21 protein-coding genes are annotated in these 21,147 nt (G+C 58.7%); 12 read left to right on the top strand and 9 right to left on the bottom strand.

From position 1 onward, the window contains the following. Positions 1 to 10 precede the first annotated feature (10 nt). Complete coding sequence (locus AC6RA8_RS02155) at positions 11 to 1,546, bottom strand: DUF2125 domain-containing protein (RefSeq protein ID WP_500350482.1); 1,536 nt, start codon at positions 1,544 to 1,546, stop codon at positions 11 to 13. A gap of 125 nt (positions 1,547 to 1,671) precedes the next feature. Here AC6RA8_RS02155 and AC6RA8_RS02150 point away from each other — a divergent pair, with 125 nt between their 5' ends. Together AC6RA8_RS02150 and AC6RA8_RS02145 are read left to right on the top strand one after the other, a co-directional pair. Next, complete coding sequence (locus AC6RA8_RS02150; RefSeq protein WP_500350481.1) at positions 1,672 to 2,424, top strand: SDR family oxidoreductase; 753 nt, start codon at positions 1,672 to 1,674, stop codon at positions 2,422 to 2,424. Further along, positions 2,421 to 3,029 carry an enoyl-CoA hydratase/isomerase family protein gene (locus AC6RA8_RS02145; protein WP_500350480.1) on the top strand — a complete coding sequence of 203 codons (609 nt, stop codon included), beginning with the start codon at positions 2,421 to 2,423 and terminating at the stop codon, positions 3,027 to 3,029. The genes AC6RA8_RS02150 and AC6RA8_RS02145 overlap by 4 nt, the downstream gene beginning before the upstream one ends. Before the next feature lie 222 nt (positions 3,030 to 3,251). Here the strand turns inward: AC6RA8_RS02145 and AC6RA8_RS02140 are convergent, their stop codons facing one another. Continuing rightward, a complete protein-coding gene (locus tag AC6RA8_RS02140) occupies positions 3,252 to 3,557 on the bottom strand; it encodes an HNH endonuclease family protein (protein WP_500350502.1) in 306 nt (101 codons plus the stop codon). Positions 3,558 to 3,688: 131 nt separating this feature from the next. Between AC6RA8_RS02140 and AC6RA8_RS02135 the strand changes: the two genes are divergently transcribed. Further along, complete coding sequence (locus tag AC6RA8_RS02135; protein WP_500350501.1) at positions 3,689 to 4,963, top strand: mechanosensitive ion channel family protein; 1,275 nt, start codon at positions 3,689 to 3,691, stop codon at positions 4,961 to 4,963. Further along, a complete protein-coding gene (locus AC6RA8_RS02130; RefSeq protein ID WP_500350479.1) occupies positions 4,960 to 6,132 on the top strand; it encodes a TIGR03862 family flavoprotein in 1,173 nt (390 codons plus the stop codon). The genes AC6RA8_RS02135 and AC6RA8_RS02130 overlap by 4 nt, the downstream gene beginning before the upstream one ends. Here the strand turns inward: AC6RA8_RS02130 and AC6RA8_RS02125 are convergent. Next, positions 6,129 to 6,719 carry a glutathione S-transferase gene (locus tag AC6RA8_RS02125; RefSeq protein ID WP_500350500.1) on the bottom strand — a complete coding sequence of 197 codons (591 nt, stop codon included), beginning with the start codon at positions 6,717 to 6,719 and terminating at the stop codon, positions 6,129 to 6,131. The two genes, AC6RA8_RS02130 and AC6RA8_RS02125, sit on opposite strands and share 4 nt — an antisense overlap. Before the next feature lie 119 nt (positions 6,720 to 6,838). Between AC6RA8_RS02125 and AC6RA8_RS02120 the strand changes: the two genes are divergently transcribed. Then, on the top strand, positions 6,839 to 7,282 hold the full coding sequence (locus AC6RA8_RS02120; protein WP_500350478.1) for a GFA family protein: 444 nt from the start codon (positions 6,839 to 6,841) through the stop codon (positions 7,280 to 7,282). Between the two features lie 91 nt (positions 7,283 to 7,373). On the opposite strand, the gene holA is transcribed toward AC6RA8_RS02120, so the two are convergent. The 4 genes from holA to AC6RA8_RS02100 form a co-directional block, all read right to left on the bottom strand. Beyond that, positions 7,374 to 8,375, bottom strand: coding sequence for a DNA polymerase III subunit delta (gene holA, locus AC6RA8_RS02115; RefSeq protein WP_500350477.1), 1,002 nt, complete (start codon positions 8,373 to 8,375; stop codon positions 7,374 to 7,376). Beyond that, positions 8,372 to 8,839, bottom strand: a complete 468-nt coding sequence (gene lptE / locus AC6RA8_RS02110; protein ID WP_500350476.1) for an LPS assembly lipoprotein LptE — start codon at positions 8,837 to 8,839, stop codon at positions 8,372 to 8,374. Before lptE ends, holA begins: the two co-directional genes overlap by 4 nt. Before the next feature lie 5 nt (positions 8,840 to 8,844). Beyond that, complete coding sequence (gene leuS, locus AC6RA8_RS02105; RefSeq protein ID WP_500350475.1) at positions 8,845 to 11,382, bottom strand: leucine--tRNA ligase; 2,538 nt, start codon at positions 11,380 to 11,382, stop codon at positions 8,845 to 8,847. Between the two features lie 81 nt (positions 11,383 to 11,463). Next, positions 11,464 to 11,949, bottom strand: a complete 486-nt coding sequence (locus tag AC6RA8_RS02100; RefSeq protein ID WP_500350474.1) for a DUF3576 domain-containing protein — start codon at positions 11,947 to 11,949, stop codon at positions 11,464 to 11,466. Between the two features lie 265 nt (positions 11,950 to 12,214). On the opposite strand from AC6RA8_RS02100, the gene AC6RA8_RS02095 reads away from it, so the two are divergent. The 3 genes from AC6RA8_RS02095 (at position 12,215) to AC6RA8_RS02085 (ending at position 14,460) form a co-directional block, all read left to right on the top strand. Beyond that, positions 12,215 to 13,204 (top strand): porin, encoded by a 990-nt coding sequence (locus tag AC6RA8_RS02095; protein WP_500350473.1) that lies wholly within the window; start codon positions 12,215 to 12,217, stop codon positions 13,202 to 13,204. A 120-nt stretch (positions 13,205 to 13,324) separates the two neighbouring features. Next, a complete protein-coding gene (locus AC6RA8_RS02090) occupies positions 13,325 to 13,978 on the top strand; it encodes a YggS family pyridoxal phosphate-dependent enzyme (protein ID WP_500350472.1) in 654 nt (217 codons plus the stop codon). 56 nt (positions 13,979 to 14,034) lie between these two features. After that, on the top strand, positions 14,035 to 14,460 hold the full coding sequence (locus AC6RA8_RS02085; protein WP_500350471.1) for a hypothetical protein: 426 nt from the start codon (positions 14,035 to 14,037) through the stop codon (positions 14,458 to 14,460). Here AC6RA8_RS02085 and AC6RA8_RS02080 read toward each other — a convergent pair. Together AC6RA8_RS02080 and ribA are read right to left on the bottom strand one after the other, a co-directional pair. After that, positions 14,457 to 14,951: a L,D-transpeptidase family protein gene (locus AC6RA8_RS02080; RefSeq protein WP_500350470.1), complete on the bottom strand. Its 495-nt coding sequence runs from the start codon at positions 14,949 to 14,951 to the stop codon at positions 14,457 to 14,459. The genes AC6RA8_RS02085 and AC6RA8_RS02080 overlap by 4 nt on opposite strands. After that, a complete protein-coding gene (gene ribA, locus AC6RA8_RS02075; RefSeq protein WP_500350469.1) occupies positions 14,948 to 16,036 on the bottom strand; it encodes a GTP cyclohydrolase II in 1,089 nt (362 codons plus the stop codon). Before ribA ends, AC6RA8_RS02080 begins: the two co-directional genes overlap by 4 nt. Before the next feature lie 162 nt (positions 16,037 to 16,198). On the opposite strand from ribA, the gene AC6RA8_RS02070 reads away from it, so the two are divergent. The 4 genes from AC6RA8_RS02070 to AC6RA8_RS02055 all read left to right on the top strand — a co-directional run bounded on the left by AC6RA8_RS02070 (position 16,199) and on the right by AC6RA8_RS02055 (position 21,130). Beyond that, positions 16,199 to 16,885 carry a response regulator transcription factor gene (locus AC6RA8_RS02070; RefSeq protein ID WP_189367454.1) on the top strand — a complete coding sequence of 229 codons (687 nt, stop codon included), beginning with the start codon at positions 16,199 to 16,201 and terminating at the stop codon, positions 16,883 to 16,885. 384 nt (positions 16,886 to 17,269) lie between these two features. Continuing rightward, positions 17,270 to 18,841: an acyl CoA:acetate/3-ketoacid CoA transferase gene (locus tag AC6RA8_RS02065; protein ID WP_500350468.1), complete on the top strand. Its 1,572-nt coding sequence runs from the start codon at positions 17,270 to 17,272 to the stop codon at positions 18,839 to 18,841. Then, a complete protein-coding gene (locus AC6RA8_RS02060) occupies positions 18,838 to 19,605 on the top strand; it encodes an enoyl-CoA hydratase/isomerase family protein (RefSeq protein ID WP_500350467.1) in 768 nt (255 codons plus the stop codon). Before AC6RA8_RS02065 ends, AC6RA8_RS02060 begins: the two co-directional genes overlap by 4 nt. Continuing rightward, positions 19,595 to 21,130: an aldehyde dehydrogenase family protein gene (locus AC6RA8_RS02055; RefSeq protein WP_500350466.1), complete on the top strand. Its 1,536-nt coding sequence runs from the start codon at positions 19,595 to 19,597 to the stop codon at positions 21,128 to 21,130. The genes AC6RA8_RS02060 and AC6RA8_RS02055 overlap by 11 nt, the downstream gene beginning before the upstream one ends. Positions 21,131 to 21,147 lie beyond the last annotated feature (17 nt).

The raw sequence follows: 21,147 nt of genomic DNA, 5'->3' as shown, positions 1-21,147 counted from the left end.
CATGTTTGCGTCAGCGGATGCGCTGACCGTTGGCCAGCACGTGGCCTTCGCCATTGACTTCGATTTTCGAGTTGAGGGTGTCTTCGCCTTCGCCGGGAACGGCAAACAGGCCCATCATCATGCGGGCACCCATGGCTTGATCTTCGGGCAGCAGGCCCATGCCCACCAGCTTGTCGAGCAACCCGTTGCCACCGACCAGCGTCAAGTCAACCGCGCCTTCAGGGCGCGGCATGCCGTCGAACGTGGTCAGATCGGTGTTGTCGAAGACGAAGTCACCGGCACCGGTGAGACGGGCGCCAACGGCGTCAAGCTCAAGCTTGTTGACGGTCAGAGCGTTCAGTTCCCCCGGTATGGTATCAGCTTGTTCAAGCACTTCGGCCTGCGCTGGGTCCAGGAAGTCAAACAGTACCTTTGCCTTGCCACTCAGATCAACAACAAGTGTCGCCGGGTTTCGGGGCAGCTGAGAGGTTGGGTCAAACAAGCTCCAGATCGCGTCAGACATCGAAAACTCGCTGAGTGTCACGGCCATGCCGAAATCCTGCTCGTCATTCGATTTCTGCAGAGGCACCAAAAAGCGCGTACCGATCTCTGCGGCCGAGAATGACAAGGGCAGAGGGAACTCGGTCAGCAGCATGTTCATGTCCACGCCGCTTTGTGCCACGTCGTACAGCAGACCTTCGGGTCCGATGGAGACGTCAAACTTTGCGCCAGTCGATGTCGCGTTGGCGGTGCCGCTGCCGTCTTCCGCGCTGCTGAACGACATGTCGTAGTTGCCACCGGTTGTGGTGAAACCCGCCTGTGCCTCAAAGCCATCGTTCAGCATTGCGTTCAAGTCCTGAACATCTGTTTCGATGGGCAGATCGCCTGTGCCGTCCAGCTTCAGACCGTTCATCACGCCCTTGAGCTGGAAGTTGTCGTCGCTTTCCGGATCGTTGAACGCGATGTCATAGTCGACGGATGCGATGGACATGTCCTGCGACATCTTCCGCAAGTCGCCCACGGACGTTTGAACGACCTGTGCCAGATCGGTCATGGTCACGTCCACTTTGGCGATCTCGGGGCCAACGGAAACGCCGTCAATTGTGACGCTTTGCAAAGCCATGCGTGCGGCCTCGGCCGCATAGGTGTAAGTCAGGTCACCCGGATCGCCGGATGCGACCATGTCCGGTGCCGTTTGGTCAAAATCGACGGCTACTGTCACGTCCTCACCGGTTTCCGGCGTAAACGACATATTCATCGTCGTGTTGGTGGGCAGTTCGATTGCTACGGTCCCATCGCCCTGTTCGACGAAGTTGATGGACTCAAGCACCACTTTGAATGCACCTGCGCCGGTGTCATCAGCAAATTCAACGTCCAGAGTCATGTCGGATACGGAAACGGTTCCCGCCTCGACTGTTTCGGATGCTGTAACAGTGTAGCCAGCGCTGGACATGTAAGACTGCCAGTCTGCCCATACCTCCTCGGCTGTCAGATCCGCTAATGCGGCAGTGGCTGGCAGGCACAACGCCAAGGCGGTGCAGGAAAAAAGATGAGAAATACGAGACATATCAGAATCCTTAAACAGCTTTGGCCATATCGTCCGGGACAGTGCGCGGAGCGTCAAGGCCGCAGGCTGGACCTAAGCCGCTGTTGTCCGTACCACAAGACTAAGTCTGTGAAGTGGAGGACAGAATGCAGGATATGAGCGGAAAGACGGCGTTGATCACCGGTGCCAGCCGCGGGATAGGCGCAGATACGGCTCGCGTCTTTGTCCAAGCGGGGGCAAATGTTGCCCTTGTGGCGCGCAATTCAGATGCTGTCACCGCATTGGCTGCCGAAATTGGCCCGCAAGCCATCGCGCTCCCCTGTGATGTGAGTAGCTACGCTGCTGTCGAAAGTGCTGTGAATGAAACGGTTCGTCAGTTCGGAGGTCTGGATGTGCTGATCGGCAACGCTGGCGTGATTGAACCCATCTCCCATCTGTCTGATGCCGACCCGGATGCCTGGGGTCACGTGATCGACATAAACCTTAAAGGTGTCTTCTATGGCATGCGCGCGGCCCTGCCTGTCATGTTGAAGGCAGGGGGCGGCACGATCCTGACGGTGAGTTCGGGTGCCGCACATGGGCCGGTCGAAGCGTGGTCGCACTATTGCGTGTCCAAGGCCGGAGCGGCGATGCTGACCCGCTGCGTGGACAAGGAAAATGCCGGTTCTGGTATCCGTGTCATGGGGCTTTCACCGGGTACGGTGGCCACTCAGATGCAGCGCGAGATCAAGGCCAGTGGAATCAATCCGGTCAGTCAGCTTGACTGGTCCGATCACATTCCGGCCGACTGGCCCGCAAAGGCGCTGCTCTGGATGTGTTCCCCCGACGCCGACGATTGGATCGGACAGGAGATTTCTTTGAGAGATCCGGACATTCGTGCGCGGGTGGGCCTGACATGATCGAAGTTGACCGCTCTGCCCCGATCTGGACCATCACGATCAACCGCCCGGACAAGGCGGGCGCGCTGACTGAACAGATGTTGATTGATCTGCGTGACGCCGCCCGGGATGCAAGGCAGGCCGCTGCCGTCATCCTGACCGGGACAGGTAAAGTGTTTAGTGCGGGTGCGGATTTGGACGCTGCGCGGGCGGGACTGGCAACCTCTCCTCTGTGGGAGGAGCTTTCCACGGCCATCGCCGACTTGCCTGGCCTGACCATTGCAGCCGTGAACGGCACGGTGGCGGGCGGTGCAACCGGAATGGTGCTTGCCTGCGATCTGCGTATTGCTGTGCCATCAGCCAAGTTCTTTTATCCGGTCATGAAGCTGGGGTACTTGCCACAACCCAGCGATCCGGTTCGCATGGCGGCCCTCATTGGTCCCGCACGGACGAAGATGGTTTTCCTCGGTGGTCAAAAGCTGTCTGCAGCAACGGCTTATGAATTTGGCTTGGTTGATGAACTGGTCGAGAGCGGAGCCGTGCTGGATCGCGCTCAACAGTTGTGCATCGATATTGCGGCGGCACAGGGTGAAACGGCGCGCGCAATAAAAGTGATGTGTAAATAATTAAAACACAACAGTTGTCAACTTTACGTTACACGTTGTAGGCTTTCAGTCGATGGCCCGTGACGGACGCATAGACTACGCAAGGCGCGACCCCAAACCTGCCCAGGAGTCGCGGGAGCTGACGACGTATGAGCGTGTGGAATTGCTGGTGTCCGGCGTATTGCGTGACGTCAGCGTTCGGCTCGAAGAAAAGCGCACAATCGATACTTCCGCGCGCAAACGCTAACGTTTTCGGCGGGTCCCGGGGACCTTTGATGCAAAGCCAGGCGGACGCTTTGCGACCCACCCAAAGAATTTGGCCAACCGCGGATGCGTCCGCAGCGCCGCGGGCGTGTTGTAGTCGCGGGCCAGCTCGGCTTCTGTCAGTGTTGCATGGATCTCGCGATGGCAAATGTGATGCAGCAACACGGTCGGGCCGCCTTTACCCCCCTTTAGCTTCGGGATCAGGTGATGCAGGCTTTGCGGCACGCCTGGTGGGATAGGACGGCCACAGAGCGGACAAATTGGGGCGTTGGTCGGGTCTGACAGTTCTATGCTCTCTTGCACAGATGGCGTTGCCCGTGACAATTGGCGCGTTGTTTGAATGAGGCAAGAGGTACGCCGTGGAGTTTGATCTCGAAAGCCAGCCCGAGATTGTGCAAACCATTGCGGGCTACGCCATGCAAGGATGGGAACTGGCCCTTTCTTGGTTGCTCAGCCCTGCTGCATGGTCGCAATTTGCCCTGTTGATCGTCGCCTATCTGGCTGCGGTTTTGATCACGCGCCGCCTGCAACCTGCACTGGCCCGTATGCTCGACCCCGGCGACAGCGAAACGGTTGTCGCCAAAGTGCGCCGGTTCGTGGCACAATTTCTGCCCCTCATTCTGCCGCTTCTTGCTTATGTACTGACCGGGATCGGCGAAAGCGTCGTCCGATCGATCTTTGACAGTGGGGCCGTGATTGCCTTCGGCAAGCGGGTGTTCCTGTTCCTTGCCGTACGAGCGCTTGTCCGGGACATCGTCACCGATCCGTTGCTCAAATTGCTGGGGCGCTATGTCTTGATCCCGGTCGCAGCGCTTTATGCACTCGGCCTTCTGGAACCCGCGGCAGCACGCCTCGAGGCGACGGTTGTTCCCTTGGGCAACCTGTCATTCAATCTTCTTTGGCTGTTGCAATTCGTAGCTGTTGCTGGCGTGATTTTCTGGCTTGGCCAATGGTCAAACAGCCAATCCAGCACCTTCATCCAGAAACAGCAGGAGATGCGCCCATCACTTCGGCAGCTCGTGGCCAAGTCCATCGAGTTCCTGATTTTCGGCGTCGCCTTCCTTCTGCTCATGAACATCATGGGTATCAACCTGTCTGCCCTTGCCGTTCTTGGGGGCGCGATCGGTGTCGGTCTGGGGTTTGGGCTGCAAAAGATCGCGTCGAACTTCATTTCCGGCGTCATCCTTCTGGTCGAAGGGCAGGCGACTGTCGGCGACTATGTTGAGCTGGATGGAGGCGAGGCAGGCACAATCGTCAAGATGACCGCCCGTGCCGCAATCCTTGAAACATACGATGGCCGGTGGATCGTTGTCCCGAACGAGGATTTCATCACTACGCGGGTCGTCAACTATTCTGACAGCGGTTCGGCAAACCGGTACGAGGCACCGTTTTCGGTCAGCTATAACACCGACATCAATGCGTTACCGGATATCATCAACACCGCTGTCTCCAAGTTGCCTTTCGTCCTCGACAAACCGGAAGGGCCGGATTGCGAACTCGTTGGCTTTGGCGACAGCGGTATCGACTTTGCGGTTGAATACTGGGTCAACGGAATTGACGACGGAAAGAACAAGTACAAGAGCCATGTGCTTTTCGCGATCTGGAATGCACTCAAGGACAACGACATCGAAATTCCATATCCGCATCGCGTGGTCGAGATGAAGGGTGAGCTGCGGACCACGTCAGAGTGAGCCGTGTCGCCGTGATCGGTGGTGGGCCGGCGGGGTTGGCCGCTGCGGAAGTGATGGCCGAGGCGGGCCTGGCCGTCACAGTTTACGAGGCCAAGCCAAGTGTTGCGCGCAAGTTCCTGATGGCTGGGAAGTCAGGGTTGAACCTGACCAAGGCCGAAGACTTGAGCACCATGTTGCCGCACTACTCGGATGCAACGGATTGGTTGACCCCGGCGCTGCAGGCGTGGGACAGCGCCGCTGTCGTCCGCTGGGCCGAAGGCTTGGGGCAAGAGATGTTCACAGGTTCAACCGGTCGCGTATTTCCCAAGGCGATGAAGGCATCACCGCTTTTACGGGCTTGGTTGCAAAAGCTGGATGGGTTGGGAGTGCGCACCCTGCCCCGACATCGGTGGGTCGGCTGGGACGGCAAGCGACCAATAATAAAAGGGCCGGATGGCGCTGTGTCCTCCGTGGAAACCGACGCTGTGGTCTTGGCCTGCGGCGGGGCAAGTTGGGCACGGCTCGGGTCTGATGGGGCATGGGCGGAATGGATCGGGGTCGACACGCGCCCCTTCGCGGCGGCGAATGCCGCAGTTGCGGTTGGATGGTCCGATCATATGACCAAATACCTGGGCCAACCGATCAAGGGCGTCGCTTGGCGTTCAGGTCCGTATCGCTCGCGGGGGGAAGCGGTGATGTCACATCGCGGTCTCGAAGGCGGCGGTATCTACTCCGTCTCGCGCGGGGTGCGTGAAGGTGCCGATTTGTATGTGGACCTGCTGCCCGATTTGAGTGTGGATGATGTTTCCGCCCGACTGAGCCGTCCACGTGGGAAGGCAAGCCTTGCCAATCATCTACGTAAAGCGCTGCGCCTGTCGCCCTTGAAAATCGCACTGGCTCAGGAGTGGGGGCGACCTTGGCCAAGTGAGAGCCTGAGAATTGCCCGGCGCTTGAAAAAGCTGCGGATTGCGCACGATGGATTGCGCCCGATGGACGAAGCAATCTCAACTGCCGGAGGAGTGCCTACGTCTGCGCTGGACGGTGCGTTCATGCTGCGGGCACGGCCGGGTGTGTTTTGTGCTGGGGAAATGCTCGATTGGGAAGCACCGACAGGTGGCTATCTTCTGACAGCGTGCCTTGCCACCGGGCGCTCGGCTGGACTGGGTGTGGTAAGCTACCTGAAGCGTTAGTGACCTGCCGCTGCGCGAAACGCTGGCCTGGCACGCAAGCGCTTCGCGTATGCTTTTACGCTGTCGGGCAGCGCTGGGAAATCGGCCCCAAAAGCCCAGCCGAAACAATGCACGGCAAGCAGGTCCGGCAAAGTGATCTCGTCGCCCATGATGAAGTCTCCGGACTGTTCCAGCATACCGGCAAAGGTGTCGGCGTTGCGGGCAAACTCCTTGTGCAGCGTCGATGAAATTTCAGGTACCCGCAGTTTCTCTGGCAGGACAAATGCATGTTTGCTTTGTGTCCAGAGGAGCGCGTCCAATTCGTCGATCAGCCAAAGGGTCATTGCGTCCTGTCGGGCGCGGGCAGCGGTTCCGGCGGTGGCCGTTAGTCCACCATGCTTGTCGGCAAGATACGTCATAATGGCGACGCTGTCGGTCAGCACATCATTGCCATCTACCAGGGCTGGGATCTTGCCCAATGGATTATGTGCGCGTGCCTCTTCCGAGCGAGGGAAAGCTTCTACCAATTCGTAGGGCTGCCCCAACTCTTCCAGCATCCAGAGCACGCGAAAGGCGCGACTTTTGACGGTTCCGATGACGCGGTACATGAACTCTCCAATCTTGATAGGATGCAAGATCGCAGGCATCGCAAAAGGCTGCAAGGTTCCTGTCAGATTCTGACAGTGGGATGCATTAGAAAAAGACATCCAAGCCATAGGAGGTCACAATGACAAAATCAGGATCCTGCGTCTGTGGGGCAGTCAAGTTCACCATCACTGAACCTGTCACCGAAACCGGAGCCTGTCATTGTGGCATGTGTCGCAAATGGTCTGGCGGTGTGTTCTTGGGTATTCGCGTGCCTAAGGGGGGAATGAAGATCGACGGTGAGGAAAACCTGGCGATCTACCCCTCATCCGAATGGGCAGAGCGGGCGTTCTGCAAAACCTGTGGTTCTTCGGTGTTCTACCGGGTAACGGCGCCGGGTCCGATGAATGGAGAAATGCATGTTGGCATGGGCACTTTGGACGATCCTTCGGGTATCCCACTAACTGGTGAAATCTACATTGATCGCAAGCCGGATGGATACGCCTTTGCAGGTGAAGGGCGGCACCAGATGACCGAGGCCGAAGTGATCGCTATGTTCTCCGCTCCGCCCGAGGAACATGCGTAATCTCAAGACCGTCTTGCGGCAACGACATCCTTAATGGGGTTTGGCCTACGCTGCGCGGTCCCCAAGGTCTGGGGCACAAAGGCGGTCTGGTTTAGCGGCGGGCAAGCATGGCGAGCCGGATGAAGCAGCGTTCGACCAGTGCGAGGGCTGGTGCATTCTGACCAGCAGAGCGCAGTTGCAAGTCTGTATCCGTTAACTCTGTCAGCGCAAGTTCCAGCTTCGGTGCGCCCCAGTTCCGCGCTTGTGCAAGCATCTTGTCGCGGTTCGGTCCCCAGATTTGTGGGCGGCCCGATGTATCGCAAGCCGCGCGATGCAGTGACCGGAAATGGCGCATGGCACCAATGCACAGGCTGACCGCGTTCACCCCCTGCGCTTGAAGGCGCTGCATGACGGGACCGATGGCTGCTGCATTTCCGTCGCCGACGACCAGCAACACATCATCCACGTCTGCCTCGATTGACGCGGGCGCGCATGCACTGATGTCGTCTGCACTCAGCGGTTCGGAATCGTTGAGTTTATAGAGCCCAACCTTTTCGAGAGTTTGACGGAAATCTCCAGGTTCTAGTTGCCGGGCGAGGTCCATCAACAGGTGCATCGCCTCTTGTGGCGGGTTGGTGATGCCTGCGGCAGTCAGGTCGCGTTCGATCTCGTCCCTTGTCGGGGGATTGTCGTAGATTCCCGCAGCGTAGGCCGACGGATGTGCCTCGAACGCCTTGCGCAGCTTTGACGTGGGTTTCAGCGCACCTGCAGTCACCACGATCTGCGCATCCCCGGCCACCCAATCCGACAGGGCCTCGGTGATGACGGGCCCGACGGTTTCGTTTGCATCTTCAACCAGCGCAACGCGGGGGCCGGGGAAAAAGCCGATGGCCTTGGTTGCGTCTAACAGAAGCGCGGGTTCCTTGCGCAAATCGCCTGCCGGGATGCGCGTCAGCCGCATTTCCTCTTCACCCTGCGGGCCGATCAGCGCGGATACGACTTGTTGGCGCTTCAGCGCGATGCGCATGCCATCGGCACCGTATATCAACAGGCCCGCCGCATCCGGATCCGGCTTGGCAAAATACGCGGTCGCCTGGGCCGTGTTCAGCTTCACAGGTCAGAGGCCTGCAATTGCAGCACAATTTCATCCGCAAGGATGGTCATCAGCCGTTCTACGGCATCTCGTTTGGCTGCAAGGGTCGCAACAGTTGTGCCGGTTGCCGAATAGCCCACAAAGTTATCCACAGCATCTGATTGAAGGACAGCGCCTGTCGCGGTGTCGGAAAGCGTATATGTGGCATCGCCAATCACGTGGAATCTGCGGATGTCACCGTCAGGGTCGATGGCGCGCGCTTCTTCCCGTACCGCCAGATCGATGCCGAGCCTGTAGGCGGGGTCACCCGCGCGCCCCAACCGCTCTTCCAACTGCCGCACCAGAAGGAAGCCTTCGCGGTCAATGGGCGTGTCGACCAACACACGGTTTTGCAGCTTAGTCCCCGTGCCGCCCGGGCCATAGACGGGTTCGAACCCGCAGGCTGTCAGGATCAGGGTCAAGGCAAGAGCTGCAATGATGCGCATGTCGGTCAGACCACCACGTTGACGATACGGCCCGGCACGACAATCACCTTCTTGGGGGTTCCGCCGTCCAGTGCCTTTTGTACAGCTTCGGTCGCCAGCGCTTGTTTTTCAACCTCGGCCTTGTCCATGTCTGCAGGAACGGTGATTTCACCACGCCGCTTGCCATTGATTTGGATGGGCAGGGTGACGGTGTCAGACACCAGCATCGCCTCGTCCGTCTTCGGCCAAGGGGAGTTGATAACCAGTCCCTCACCGCCTTGATGGGCCCAGATATCCTCGGACAGGTGCGGGGTCATGGGGGCCATAAGTTGGGCAAGCGTCATCACGGCCTCGCGCTGTGCCGCATGGCTGGCCTTGGACTTCTGCAACACCGCTGTGAAGCTATAAAGCTTAGCGATGGCCGCATTGAAGCCGAAGGATTCGATACCGATTGTAACGTCATGAATCGTCTTGTGCATGGTGCGCAACAAATCGTCATCCCCGCTGCCCTCAGCGCCGGAGCTCATCTTGGCGATCTTGTCCGACAGAGTCCAAACACGGCCGAGGTGTTTGAATGCCGCTTCTGCTCCGCTTTCGGTCCATTCCACATCCCGTTCCGGAGGTGAATCGCTCAGGACGAACCAGCGCGCAGTATCGGCGCCATAGCTGGCAATGATGCTCAACGGATCGACCACGTTCTTTTTCGACTTCGACATCTTGGCCGAGGGGATGACCTCAACCTCCGTTCCATCTGCGAGTTTGCCGTCAGTCACATCCTCGGGCAGGTGATAGATCGGGCGCCCCTTGTCATCGCGGGTTTGGTAGATGGCGTGCGTGACCATCCCCTGAGTAAAGAGCGCGTTGAATGGCTCTTCGCACCCTTGAGGCAGGTGCCCGGTGATCCGCATGGCTCGCACAAAGAACCGCGAATAAAGCAAGTGCAGGATCGCGTGTTCGACGCCGCCGATATACTGGTCCACGTTCATCCAGTATGCAGCCTCATCCAGATCGGTGGGCGTCGACGCACGCGGCGCGGTGAAGCGCGCGAAGTACCACGACGAATCCACGAAGGTGTCCATCGTATCTGTCTCGCGATTGGCGGGCTTGCCGCAAGACGGACAGGGCACGTCGCGCCATGTCGGATGGCGATCCAGCGGATTACCTGGAATGTCAAAGCTGACATCTTCAGGCAGCTCTACCGGCAGGTTCTCCTTTTTCTCGGGCACCACACCACAATCGTCACAGTGTACAACTGGAATCGGGCAGCCCCAATAGCGCTGGCGGGACAGCCCCCAATCGCGGAGGCGGTACTGGGTCTGGCCTTTGCCCAGCCCGTTTGCTTCGAAATAGTCGATGGTGGCGTCAATGCCGTCCTGGCTCGTCACTTCGGCAATTCCGGCGAAATGGTCGATATACGCCACTTTTTCCGTCTTGGCAGGCACCAATGCTTCGTTTTCCACCTCGGTCGTGTCGCCCGGCATGTAGAAAGCGTTCTGGATATGAAGATCATACTTACGCGCAAAGTCGAGGTCGCGCTGATCGTGTGCCGGGCAGCCAAAGACAGCGCCGGTGCCGTAGTCCATAAGGACGAAGTTACCGATCCAAACGGGCAATTCACGGTCGGCATAGACGGGGTGTTTGACCCGGATGCCGGTGTCGACCCCTTTCTTTTCCGCCTTTTCCATGGCCGCTTCGGTGGTGTCCATCTTGCGGCATTCGTTGATGAATGCTGCGAGGTCCGAGTTCTTTGCTTCAAGCTCTTTTGCCACCGGATGATCCGGCGATACGGCGATGAATGACGCGCCGCGCATTGTGTCGGGACGTGTTGAGTAGCAAAGAATCGTGCCATTCCCATCCGTCCGCTGGAACGTGATCTCGATCCCGCGGCTCTCGCCAATCCAGTTCTCTTGCATCAACCGCACCTTGGGTGGCCAGTTGTCGAGGCATGAAAGTGCATCTTTCAACTCACCGGCCATGTCGCTGATCTTGAAGAACCATTGCGTTAGCTCGCGGCGCTCCACCTCAGCACCCGACCGCCAGCCCTTGCCGTCAATCACCTGCTCGTTGGCGAGGACGGTCATGTCGACCGGGTCCCAGTTCACCTGCGCGTTCTTGCGATAGACAAGATCGGCATCGAGCATATCTAGGAACAGCGCCTGCTGCTGGCCGTAGTACTCCGGGTCGCAAGTGGCGAATTCGCGGGACCAGTCAATAGACAGGCCCAGCGGCTTCATCTGACCGCGCATGTCGGCAATATTGTCATATGTCCACGTCTTGGGGTGGCCTCCGATGGCCATGGCGGCGTTTTCGGCGGGCATCCCAAACGCGTCCCATCCCATCGGGTGAAGCACGTTATGACCTGTCGAAATCTTGTAACGCGCAATCACATCACCAATCGCGTAGTTGCGTACGTGGCCGATGTGGATGCGACCCGATGGATAGGGGAACATCTCGAGTACGTAGTATTTTGGCTTGTCGGCACTGCGAGTTGCGGTGAACACACCTGCTTTGTCCCAGGCGGCCTGCCAGCGGGCTTCGATCTCGGATGGGGTATAGGTGGCCATGGGTTCTGGTCCTGAATGAAAAAACGCCGGGCATGAAGCCCGGCGCATCTGATAATAGGGAATGGGTTGCGCTGAAAGGGCCTAAAGGCGGTTATCAGCCACCCGTAGCTGGCGGGCGCGGGTCAGGATCGCATCTTCGATTGCGCGCACGGTTGCTGTGCTGGCAGGACCATTGCGCGTCTGCAAGGCCACGTTAAGCGAGCGGGCATCCAATGCAGGATCACTGATAAGGACCGTGGCGCGATAAGCGCGACCGCCACCGGGTGGGGTGCCAAAGCCTGTTACAATCACACCCGTGAATGGATCAACGGATTGAATTGGAAGAAAATCCAGCACCTGAAGGCTTGCAGACCATATGTACTTGTTGACGCGAACGATTGATTCCTGGTTGCGCCGCGCACGCAAGGCTTCACCAAGCGTGGTTTCGTTTCTCTGGCCTCTTTCGCGCCCGGATGTTTCAGGGTCGGAAGATGGCGTGCTTCCACGGAAGTTTAACCCCCCACATCCAGCCAGAAACATGGCCATGCACATCGTGACCATCCGGCCTACCATTCGCGTTTTACGCATCGGAATTCCCAACCCATATTCGTTGACGCCCGTGATAGCCAAGTTGACCTGTGCTCGCAAGACAGGGTCACATGCTAGGCAGGTCGGTCGGAAAAGTGACCTGCGCAGGATGGCAGTACTGTGGCAAAGCTGCACCAACCATGTTGGAATTGCGGTTACGACCCGATGCGTCGCTTGAGATGCTGAGGCAAATGGTTGAGACAGCATCCATCCCCTCGCCGGATTCCCCGGTTAGGGCGTGTGACTGAAAACCGAGGGAAAACTCATGAAAAAAGTTCTCTTCGCTACAACTGCGCTGATTGCCACCACGGGCATGGCAGCTGCAGACATTAGCTTTGGTGGCTTTGGCCGTTTCGGCCTGATCTACAACGACGGTGCTGACGACGAAACCAGCATCGAGCAGCGTTTCCGCCTGAACATCACAGGTACTGCAACATCCGACAACGGTCTGGAATTTGGTGCGCGTGCACGTATCGAGACCAATGACGGTGCAGACTCCGACGTTCGCGCGGCTGAATTCAACGTTGAATCCGGCGGCTTCCGTCTGGACATCGGTAACACTTCCGACGTGATCGATTCCGGCGACGTTCTGGACTACTACGGATACGGTGTTGGTCTGACAGCGATCGTTGAAACATCGACTGGCTTTGGCTTGCCTGTTTCCGGCATCAGCGGCGACGACGATGTGCCTGCAACCATCAAACTGCGCTACACCGCAGGCGACTTCACAGTTGCAGCGTCGATCACCGACGACCGTGACGTGACATCGCAGTCGGTCGTTAACGCAGCTGACTCCGGCGCTGTTGTTGTGACAGACACAACTGTTTCGCGTGAAGAATGGCAGATCGGCTTTGGCTACAACTTCGGCAACTACAGCGTTGGCGTCGCCTTCGGTAACGAAGACGTCACAACCGTGACAGTTGTAGACGGTGGCGCAGCGGCGACTTCGAACGCTGACAACGACTTCTGGGCCCTGGGCTTCGGTGGTGAAATTGGCGCATTCGCCTTCACCTTGCTGGTTGCAGACACCGACGCGAACCCCGACACCGCATACGGTGTGTCGGCCAAGTACGATGTTGGAGCAGCGACAGAAATCCGCTTTGCGTACTCCGACACCGGCGCAGCTGGCTCCGACACCGACGCTTACGGCATCGGCTTCCGCCACTCGCTGGGCGGCGGTGTATCGCTGCAAGGTGGTGTTGCGGAAGTTGCTGGCGACACCGTTGCAGACCTGGGTGTTCGCTTCGACTTCTAAGTCAAGCACAGCCTAATGATTTGGGGCGGGCCTTTGGCCTGCCCCTTTTCGTTTCTGGACCTTTGCAATTGTCGGCACACCGTGCTTTCTGCGTGATAGCTAGATGCAACAGGTACTCGCATGTCTCTTTCTGAAGTCAGATCCAAGATCGAAGCTGCCTGTAGCAAGGCAGGGCGGGCAGCAGATACGGTCAACCTGATCGCCGTCAGCAAGGTGCAGCCGCTTGACCGGGTTCAGGCCGTCTTGGACGAAGGGCACCGCTTGTTCGGCGAGAACCGCGTGCAGGAAGCGGCGGGCAAATGGCCTTATTTCCGGGAACGCTATGGCCTGATCGATGTGCACCTGATTGGTCCATTGCAAAGCAACAAGGCCCGGCAGGCGATGGAGCTGTTTCAGGCTATCCACTCTGTTGACCGGCCCAAGCTAGCGAAAACCGTCGCTCGCCTTGCGCAAGAGATCGGTAAATGCCCCGACATCTTTCTGCAGGTCAACACTGGTGAAGAACCGCAGAAAGCCGGTGTGCTTCCGGCAGAGGCTGACGCCTTCGTTGCCGAATGCCGTGCGCTTGACCTGCCCGTCCACGGGCTGATGTGCATCCCGCCTGTCGATGAAGAGCCTTCGTTGCATTTTGCGCTTCTGGCCAAGATTGCAAAGCGCAATGACCTGACCGGATTATCAATGGGCATGAGCAGTGATTTTGAAAGTGCGATCGCGCTCGGCGCGACGCACGTCCGCGTGGGCTCCGCGATCTTTGGCGAACGGCAGGCCACATGATGCGGTATCTCTTGTTTCTTTTCATGTTTTTGCCGGTTCTCGCACTTGCTCAAGGCGTGAAACCGGGTCCTATCACTCCGAGCGCTTGGGATGACTACCGGCGTGCTGCGGAACTCTTCAATTCAGGTGCGCGCGTGCAGGCGGGGTGCGTTATGTATCGCGCGCAGTTTCGGGCGCGGTTGATGTTGTTGGCAGACCCAAACCAGTCGCCTGACGGCGGGCCAGCATTGTTTGCATCCATGAACGAAGCCGTGGCGCGACCGATCAATCAATGGCTGGGTGGGGATCGCGACGACTGGATTGCGGCATTAAAATGCGCCCGCGCATGGGCCGCTCAAAACGACGACCCGGACTATCCGCGCAGGCGTTACGGCGCCATCCACGCTGATGAGCTTGCCGGTCTGGATGAGTTGATCGCGGCGATCCCATCAAAATCTGAATTGCGCGCGCAGCGCCGCGCTGCGGGCCTGCCCAACCGTTAGAGAACAATCAATCGGGTGTCGTAACCGATCCGTGGGGCGATCCAGTGCAGATCGTTTGGCCGCAACCCGATGCACCCTTCGGTCGGGTAGCCGGGTCTGCGCCAACGGTGCATGAAAATAGCCGATCCGCAGCCCTTTACGGCATAGGGCCAGTTCCAATCGGTCAGGATGACCAGATCATAAAGCGGATCAGCCCGGCGCAACCGTTCATGACTTGGTGCATAAGGCGCGCGCACCATTTGGTTGTAGTCGTCATCGCCGCTGTCATCTGACCAAAGATCCCCGGGCCGAATGGGCACAGCCCAATCTGTCGGGGGAGCCATGCGGTCCGGGCGATAAAGCATACCGACAATCCGGTGGCAGCCTCGCGGCGTAGCCCCATCACCCTCGCGCTTTGCGTCGCTGATGCCGCCCTTGCCAATCGTGCAGGGAAACCATCGCCCGGCAAAGCGCATCCCGCGCGGCGTCACCACCATGTCCGTCGGTTTCACAGCAGGTGTCCCGACTTGGCCGCTTTGGTCGCAAGGTAGTCTCGATTGAACCGGTTTTCCCCGACCTTCAGCGGCACACGCTCAGCCACTGTAATGCCGCTCGCTTCCATCATCTTCACTTTCGCGGGGTTATTGGTGAGCAAGCGCACGGACGTGAACCCCATGGACTTCAGGATATCTGACCCAAGCCGGAAATCCCGTTCGTCATCCTCGAACCCAAGCCGGTGGTTCGCATCCACTGTGTCGAAACCCTGATCCTGCAATGCGTAAGCGCGCATCTTGTTGGCGAGGCCGATTCCGCGCCCCTCTTGGTTCATGTAAAGCAACACGCCAGCGCCCTCCGTTCCCATCTGGGCCAAGGCGCCACGCAATTGTGGCCCGCAATCACATTTCAAACTGCCCATCACGTCGCCGGTAAAACAGGCCGAATGCAATCGCGCCAAAACGGGCTGACTGCGGTCTGGGCGCCCAATTTCGAACGCATAGTGCTCTTCACCCCCATCTTCGGGTCGGAAGACATGCAAACGTCCGGCTTCGGACGCTTCGACCGGCAGGCGGGCCTGCACCACTGGATGCAACAGGCTCGAGCCGCCCAGCAGGGGTGCTGCCAAGGCAAGCGGTACTGCGGTCAGGCCATGTGTGGCTGCAAACGCCAAGCCATCGGTGATCTCAACGCAAAGGGCGGCAGGCAACAATTGGGCTGATTTGCAAAGCTGCAACGCGGCGCGATGTGGTGCCGCATCCCCGTCACGGATCGAACGCAAGGGCCCTTTCATCGGTGTCGCCAAATCATCAGCCGGATCGGCCAGCGACTTTAACCATCCCAGTGCAGCAGCATCAGGCACCGAAATACGGGCCACATCCCCATCATACACACGAGCCTTGAGCGTATCTGCACGCCAGCCTGTCAACGCCAGCTCCGGCGGTGTGCCGAGGGCGCGCAGCCCAACCAGCCGTTCTGCGGTCAACGTCTCGACCGCAACGGCCAGCATATGGGTGTCTCCCAGAACCACAATCGGCACGCCCATCCGCAGATCGGCCCGTGCCCGCGCCAGCGTCTCTACGATATCCGGGCCCAGCCTCATGTAACAAATCCTCTTCTATATCCCGCCCGACATAAGCAAATCGCACGAGAATTGAAACATTTGCCCGTTCACCGACACATGGGCGTGAAACAAAAGGCCCACAACTTGCTGAAACAGTGAAGGCAGCGCATCTATCATCCAACATCAAGGGAGACGAAGCCCATGGCGCAACTGAAGAAAATTCTGCTGGTCGACGATGACGAAGATCTGCGCGAGGCGCTCAGCGAACAGCTGATCATGACCGAAGATTTCGACGTGTTCGAAGCTGGCAACGGTCAGGACGCATTGGTCAAGGCCAAGGAGGCGATCTACGACCTTGTGATCCTCGATGTCGGCCTGCCCGACACAGACGGTCGCGAACTGTGCCGGGTCATGCGCAAGCAGGGGGTCAAGTCGCCGATCCTGATGCTTACTGGCCACGACACCGATGCGGACACGATCCTGGGTCTCGATGCAGGCGCCAATGACTACGTTAGCAAGCCGTTCAAATTCCCTGTTCTGCTCGCTCGAATCCGCGCCCAGCTGCGCCAGCACGAACAGTCTGAAGATGCCGTATTCACCCTCGGGCCGTACACGTTCAAACCTTCCGTCAAGATGCTGATCACCGAGGATGACCGCAAAATCCGCCTGACGGAGAAGGAAACAAACATCCTCAAGTTCCTGTACCGCTCGACCGAGGGTGTCGTGGCGCGTGACGTGCTGCTGCACGAGGTATGGGGGTACAACGCCGGGGTTACGACCCACACGCTCGAGACGCATATCTACCGTCTGCGTCAGAAAATTGAACCAGATCCGTCCAATGCCCGCCTTCTTGTGACCGAATCTGGTGGGTATCGTTTGATGGCCTGAGATTGATTTGGGTCAAGGCAGACATCTTTGCCCTGGCTCAGATTGAAGGCACGAAAGCCCGCACATGCCGGGGCCGCCGCGCGGCAAAGCATGTACCTCCCTGTTGGACTTGCCCGGGCCTGAGTGCCCGGGTTTTTTTATTGCGGTTCGATTCTGAGGTCGGCGACGCAAATTCTCCAGTCGAATCGGTCACTGCACTGGTGATTGTGTTCTTCATCCTGAGTGAAGCGCGACGCACAGCTGTTAACGCAGTAAACCCAGTGTTCGTCCCGTAAATTGAACACTTTGCCGGATGTGAGATTACACCTTGCAGAAATTGGAACGTTCCAGTAATGATTGGTGGAACGTTCCAAAAAGCGATAAGCTTGGCGTGGGGAGGATACTATGAAGAAGGTCGTGCCAGCTGCCGAAGCCGCGCGTCAGATTCCGGACGGGGCCGTACTGTCCGTATCTTCTTCTTCGACGTTGGGGTGTCCGGACGCGACGCTCAAGGCCATTGGCGAACGGTTCACGACCGAAGGGCACCCGCGCGATATCACTTCACTGCATCCGATTGCCGCCGGGGATGTGTACGGCGTTAAGGGCATGGATCATCTTGCCAAGGATGGTTTGCTCGCCCGCGTTCTGGCCGGGTCCTATCCGTCCGGTCCATCCAGTGTCGACATGCCTAAGATCTGGAAGATGATCGTCGAGGATCGCGTTGCCGCCTACAATGTTCCGTCCGGCATCATGTTCGACATGCATCGTGAGGCAGCGGCGCATCGTCCCGGTGTCCTGACCAAGGTCGGGCTTGAAACCTTCGTGGATCCAGAGCTTCAGGGCTGCGCGATGAACGACAAGGGCGCTGCAGCGCCCATCGTCAACCGCGTGGCATTCAACGGCGAAACCTGGCTGCATTTCCCGAATGTCATACCGAATGTGGCCATCATTCGGGCCACCACGGCGGATGAACGCGGCAATCTCACCTACGAACACGAAGGTGCCTATCTGGGCGGCCTGGAACAGGCCATTTGCGTGCGCAACAACGGCGGCGTGGTCATTGCGCAGGTCAAACGCGTGACCGCCAACGGCAGCCTTCGACCCCATGATGTGCGGGTTCCCGGCCATCTGGTCGATTACGTGGTGGTCGATGCGGATCAAAAACAAACCACCGAAACACCCTATGACCCGGCAATTTCCGGAGAAATCATGCGGCCCTGGGACAGCTTCTCGCTGGCGGACCATGGCATCGAAAAAGTGATCGCCCGCCGCGCCGCGATGGAACTGCGTCGTGGGATGACCGCCAATCTTGGCTTCGGGATTAGCGCGATGGTGCCGCGTGTTTTGTTGGAGGAAGGGCATCCAGACGCCGTGACCTGGGCCATCGAGCAGGGCGCCGTCGGGGGTGTGCCATTGACCGGCTTTGCCTTTGGATGCGCGTCGAACGCGGATGCGTTTGTGCCCTCACCGCAGCAATTCATCTACTTTCAAGGCGCCGGCTTTGACATGTCGTTCCTGTCCTTCCTCGAGGTTGATGTCGAAGGGAACGTCAACGTCTCGAAGCTGGGCAAGAAACCATATCTGACGGCGGGATGCGGCGGATTTGTGGACATCACAGCCCGGGCCAAGAACATTGTATTCTCGGGGTGGTTTGAGGCAGGGGCCAAGGTCAACCTGCACGAAGACAAGATCGAAATCGCGGAACCCGGCAAGTTCACCAAGATGGTGGACGAGGTGGAGCATGTGACGTTCTCGGGAAAGCGGGCACGCGCGCAAGGGCAGAACGTGCTTTACATCACCGAGCGCTGTGTGATCGCGCTAACCGGCAACGGTCTGGTCGCAACCGAAATCATGCCAGGCATAGATCCGGCAGAGCATATCATCGGCCCCTCCCAAGGCCGTGTGCAAGTGGCGGAGAACGCCAAGATCATGCCGAAGGACCTGCTTGCCGATACTCCCATAGGCCTCGCACTATGAGTGAGGTTGTCTGCACCTATCATCAGGACACAGCCGTTCTGACGCTGTCAAATGAAGCGAAGCTGAACGCCTTCACAACGGCAATGCTCAGGTCGCTTGAGGCGCATCTGATCGACATTGAACACCGCCCGGACATTCGAGCTGTCATTGTGACTGGCGCGGGCCCAAAAGCGTTTTGCTGTGGTGCAGACATCGCTGAATGGGGCGCACTTGGCCCGGCTGAGTTTGCGCGCCATTGGGTCCGGGACGGTCACCGCATCTTTGACATGCTGGCACGGCTATCCAAGCCGACCATCGGGGCCATCAACGGCCACGCATTTGGCGGTGGTCTGGAACTGGCCGCCTGCTGTGATGTGCGCGTGATGTCTACTCGAGCGACGCTTGGGCTTCCCGAAGGCAAGGTCGGAATTGTGCCGGGGTGGTCCGGCACACAGCGCCTTGTGCGGCTTCTGTCGGAGCCCGTTGTAAAAGAAATGGCTATATTCGGGCGGCGCATCACTGCGGAACGCGCCCACATGCTCGGGTTTGCGGCGGATGTAACCGACGATGCGCTGGCCACCGCAAAAGACATGGCTGCATCTCTGAGTGACCTATCGCCACGCGCAAATGAATTGACCAAGGCAATGATTCACGGTGGCGTGGGCGAAGATCGGGGCGCCGCAATCGAGGTGCTTGGCAGTGCGGCAGCCGCCGCCAGCGCCGACCGTGATGAAGGCGTGCAGGCTTTCCTTGAAAAGCGCGCAGCCAGTTTTGATGGATCTTGAGACGATGAATGACCTGACGATCAACACCGCGATTGACTACGCACTGCCCTCCGCCTTTGCCGGACGTCATCTGATTGATGGCAAATGGGTTGAAGGCACCGAGACATTCGAACGTGTGTCGCCGTCGCATGGCTCGGTTGTCAGTGTCTCGGCCAAGGGCGACGCTGCGGTTACAGAGCATGCCATTCTCGCCGCGCGGCGTGCCTTCGATGCAGGGGTCTGGAGCCGCATCTCGGGCAAGGAGCGTGCAACGGTTCTGCTTCGGGTCGCTGATCTGATCGATGCCAATGTGGAACGCATCGCGGTGCAGGAGACATTGGAAAGTGGCAAACCGATCTCCCAGGCCCGTGGCGAAGTGGGCGGTGCGGCAGACCTCTGGCGCTACGCCGCATCCCTTGCGCGAACAACGCATGGGGACAGCCACAATACGCTTGGCCAGGATATGCTGGGTGTCGTCGTCAAAGAACCAATTGGCGTGGTGTCCATCATCACGCCTTGGAATTTCCCGTTCTGGATCCTGTCCCAGAAGCTGCCTTTCGCTTTGGCGGCTGGTTGCACGGTGGTGGTCAAGCCGTCCGAGATGACACCTTCTTCGACCGTGATGATGGGGGAACTGCTAATGGAGGCGGGCCTGCCCGCGGGCGTTTGCAACATCGTCCTGGGCTATGGTGAGCCGGTCGGCAGCCTGATGTCGACCCATTCTGACGTCGATATGGTGACCTTCACCGGCTCAACCGCGGTGGGCAAGCTGATCACGCAAAGTGCCTCCGGGACGCTGAAGAAGGTTGCGCTGGAACTGGGCGGAAAGAACCCGCAGGTGATCTTTCCCGACGCTGATCTGGAAAGCGCTGCTGATGCTGTGACCTTCGGCGTCTATTTCAACGTTGGACAGTGCTGCAATTCGTCCAGCCGGATCATCGTGCACGAGGATGTCGCGGAGGCGTTTGTGGCCCGCGTGGTTGCGCTGTCCAAACAGGTGAAGTTTGGCGATCCGCTTGATCCGTCCACGCAGGTCGGTGCCATCGTTACACCCGAGCACAACGCCAAGATTGACGGATACGTGCAGGCCGCCACTGCCGCCGGTGCCACGCTTGAGCTTGGTGGGGGTGCTCTGTCCGTAGACGGGCTTGGCCGACAATTCTATCAACCAACCATCATCAGCGGCGTGACACCCGACATGGCGATTGCGCGGGAAGAGGTCTTTGGCCCGGTTCTGTCGGTCTTGACCTTCCGCACGCTGGACGAGGCCATCGCGCTGACCAACGACAGCAACTACGGCCTCTCCGCTGGCGTCTGGAGCGAAAACGTCCACACCTGTCTGGAGTTTGCACGCCGCGCCGAAGCGGGTACGGTTTGGACCAACACCTGGATGGACGGATACCCTGAACTGGCCTTTGGCGGCATGAAGCAGTCCGGCCAAGGGCGCGAAATTGGCCGCTACGGCTTTGATGAATTTCTCGAGGTGAAATCAATGGTCATGCGCATCGGACGCAGCCGGGCACCTTGGGTCGAGGCGTGCGCCTAGCGCGCGTCACAACAAAC

It is taken from the genome of Tateyamaria sp. (assembly GCF_059783535.1).
The sequence above is the reverse complement of the archived record's forward strand: the minus strand, read 5'-3'. Positions and strand labels throughout refer to the sequence as shown.

What these genes read in the sequence shown, in the direction of transcription:
- AC6RA8_RS02155 (WP_500350482.1), bottom strand. Translation starts at nt 1,546, where the DNA reads ATGTCTCGTATTTCTCATCTTTTTTCCTGCACCGCCTTGGCGTTGTGC.
- AC6RA8_RS02150 (WP_500350481.1), top strand. Translation starts at nt 1,672, where the DNA reads ATGCAGGATATGAGCGGAAAGACGGCGTTGATCACCGGTGCCAGCCGC.
- AC6RA8_RS02145 (WP_500350480.1), top strand. Translation starts at nt 2,421, where the DNA reads ATGATCGAAGTTGACCGCTCTGCCCCGATCTGGACCATCACGATCAAC.
- AC6RA8_RS02135 (WP_500350501.1), top strand. Translation starts at nt 3,689, where the DNA reads ATGCAAGGATGGGAACTGGCCCTTTCTTGGTTGCTCAGCCCTGCTGCA.
- AC6RA8_RS02125 (WP_500350500.1), bottom strand. Translation starts at nt 6,719, where the DNA reads ATGTACCGCGTCATCGGAACCGTCAAAAGTCGCGCCTTTCGCGTGCTC.
- AC6RA8_RS02120 (WP_500350478.1), top strand. Translation starts at nt 6,839, where the DNA reads ATGACAAAATCAGGATCCTGCGTCTGTGGGGCAGTCAAGTTCACCATC.
- lptE (WP_500350476.1), bottom strand. Translation starts at nt 8,839, where the DNA reads ATGCGCATCATTGCAGCTCTTGCCTTGACCCTGATCCTGACAGCCTGC.
- leuS (WP_500350475.1), bottom strand. Translation starts at nt 11,382, where the DNA reads ATGGCCACCTATACCCCATCCGAGATCGAAGCCCGCTGGCAGGCCGCC.
- AC6RA8_RS02100 (WP_500350474.1), bottom strand. Translation starts at nt 11,949, where the DNA reads ATGCGTAAAACGCGAATGGTAGGCCGGATGGTCACGATGTGCATGGCC.
- AC6RA8_RS02095 (WP_500350473.1), top strand. Translation starts at nt 12,215, where the DNA reads ATGAAAAAAGTTCTCTTCGCTACAACTGCGCTGATTGCCACCACGGGC.
- AC6RA8_RS02090 (WP_500350472.1), top strand. Translation starts at nt 13,325, where the DNA reads ATGTCTCTTTCTGAAGTCAGATCCAAGATCGAAGCTGCCTGTAGCAAG.
- ribA (WP_500350469.1), bottom strand. Translation starts at nt 16,036, where the DNA reads ATGAGGCTGGGCCCGGATATCGTAGAGACGCTGGCGCGGGCACGGGCC.
- AC6RA8_RS02070 (WP_189367454.1), top strand. Translation starts at nt 16,199, where the DNA reads ATGGCGCAACTGAAGAAAATTCTGCTGGTCGACGATGACGAAGATCTG.
- AC6RA8_RS02065 (WP_500350468.1), top strand. Translation starts at nt 17,270, where the DNA reads ATGAAGAAGGTCGTGCCAGCTGCCGAAGCCGCGCGTCAGATTCCGGAC.
- AC6RA8_RS02060 (WP_500350467.1), top strand. Translation starts at nt 18,838, where the DNA reads ATGAGTGAGGTTGTCTGCACCTATCATCAGGACACAGCCGTTCTGACG.
- AC6RA8_RS02055 (WP_500350466.1), top strand. Translation starts at nt 19,595, where the DNA reads ATGGATCTTGAGACGATGAATGACCTGACGATCAACACCGCGATTGAC.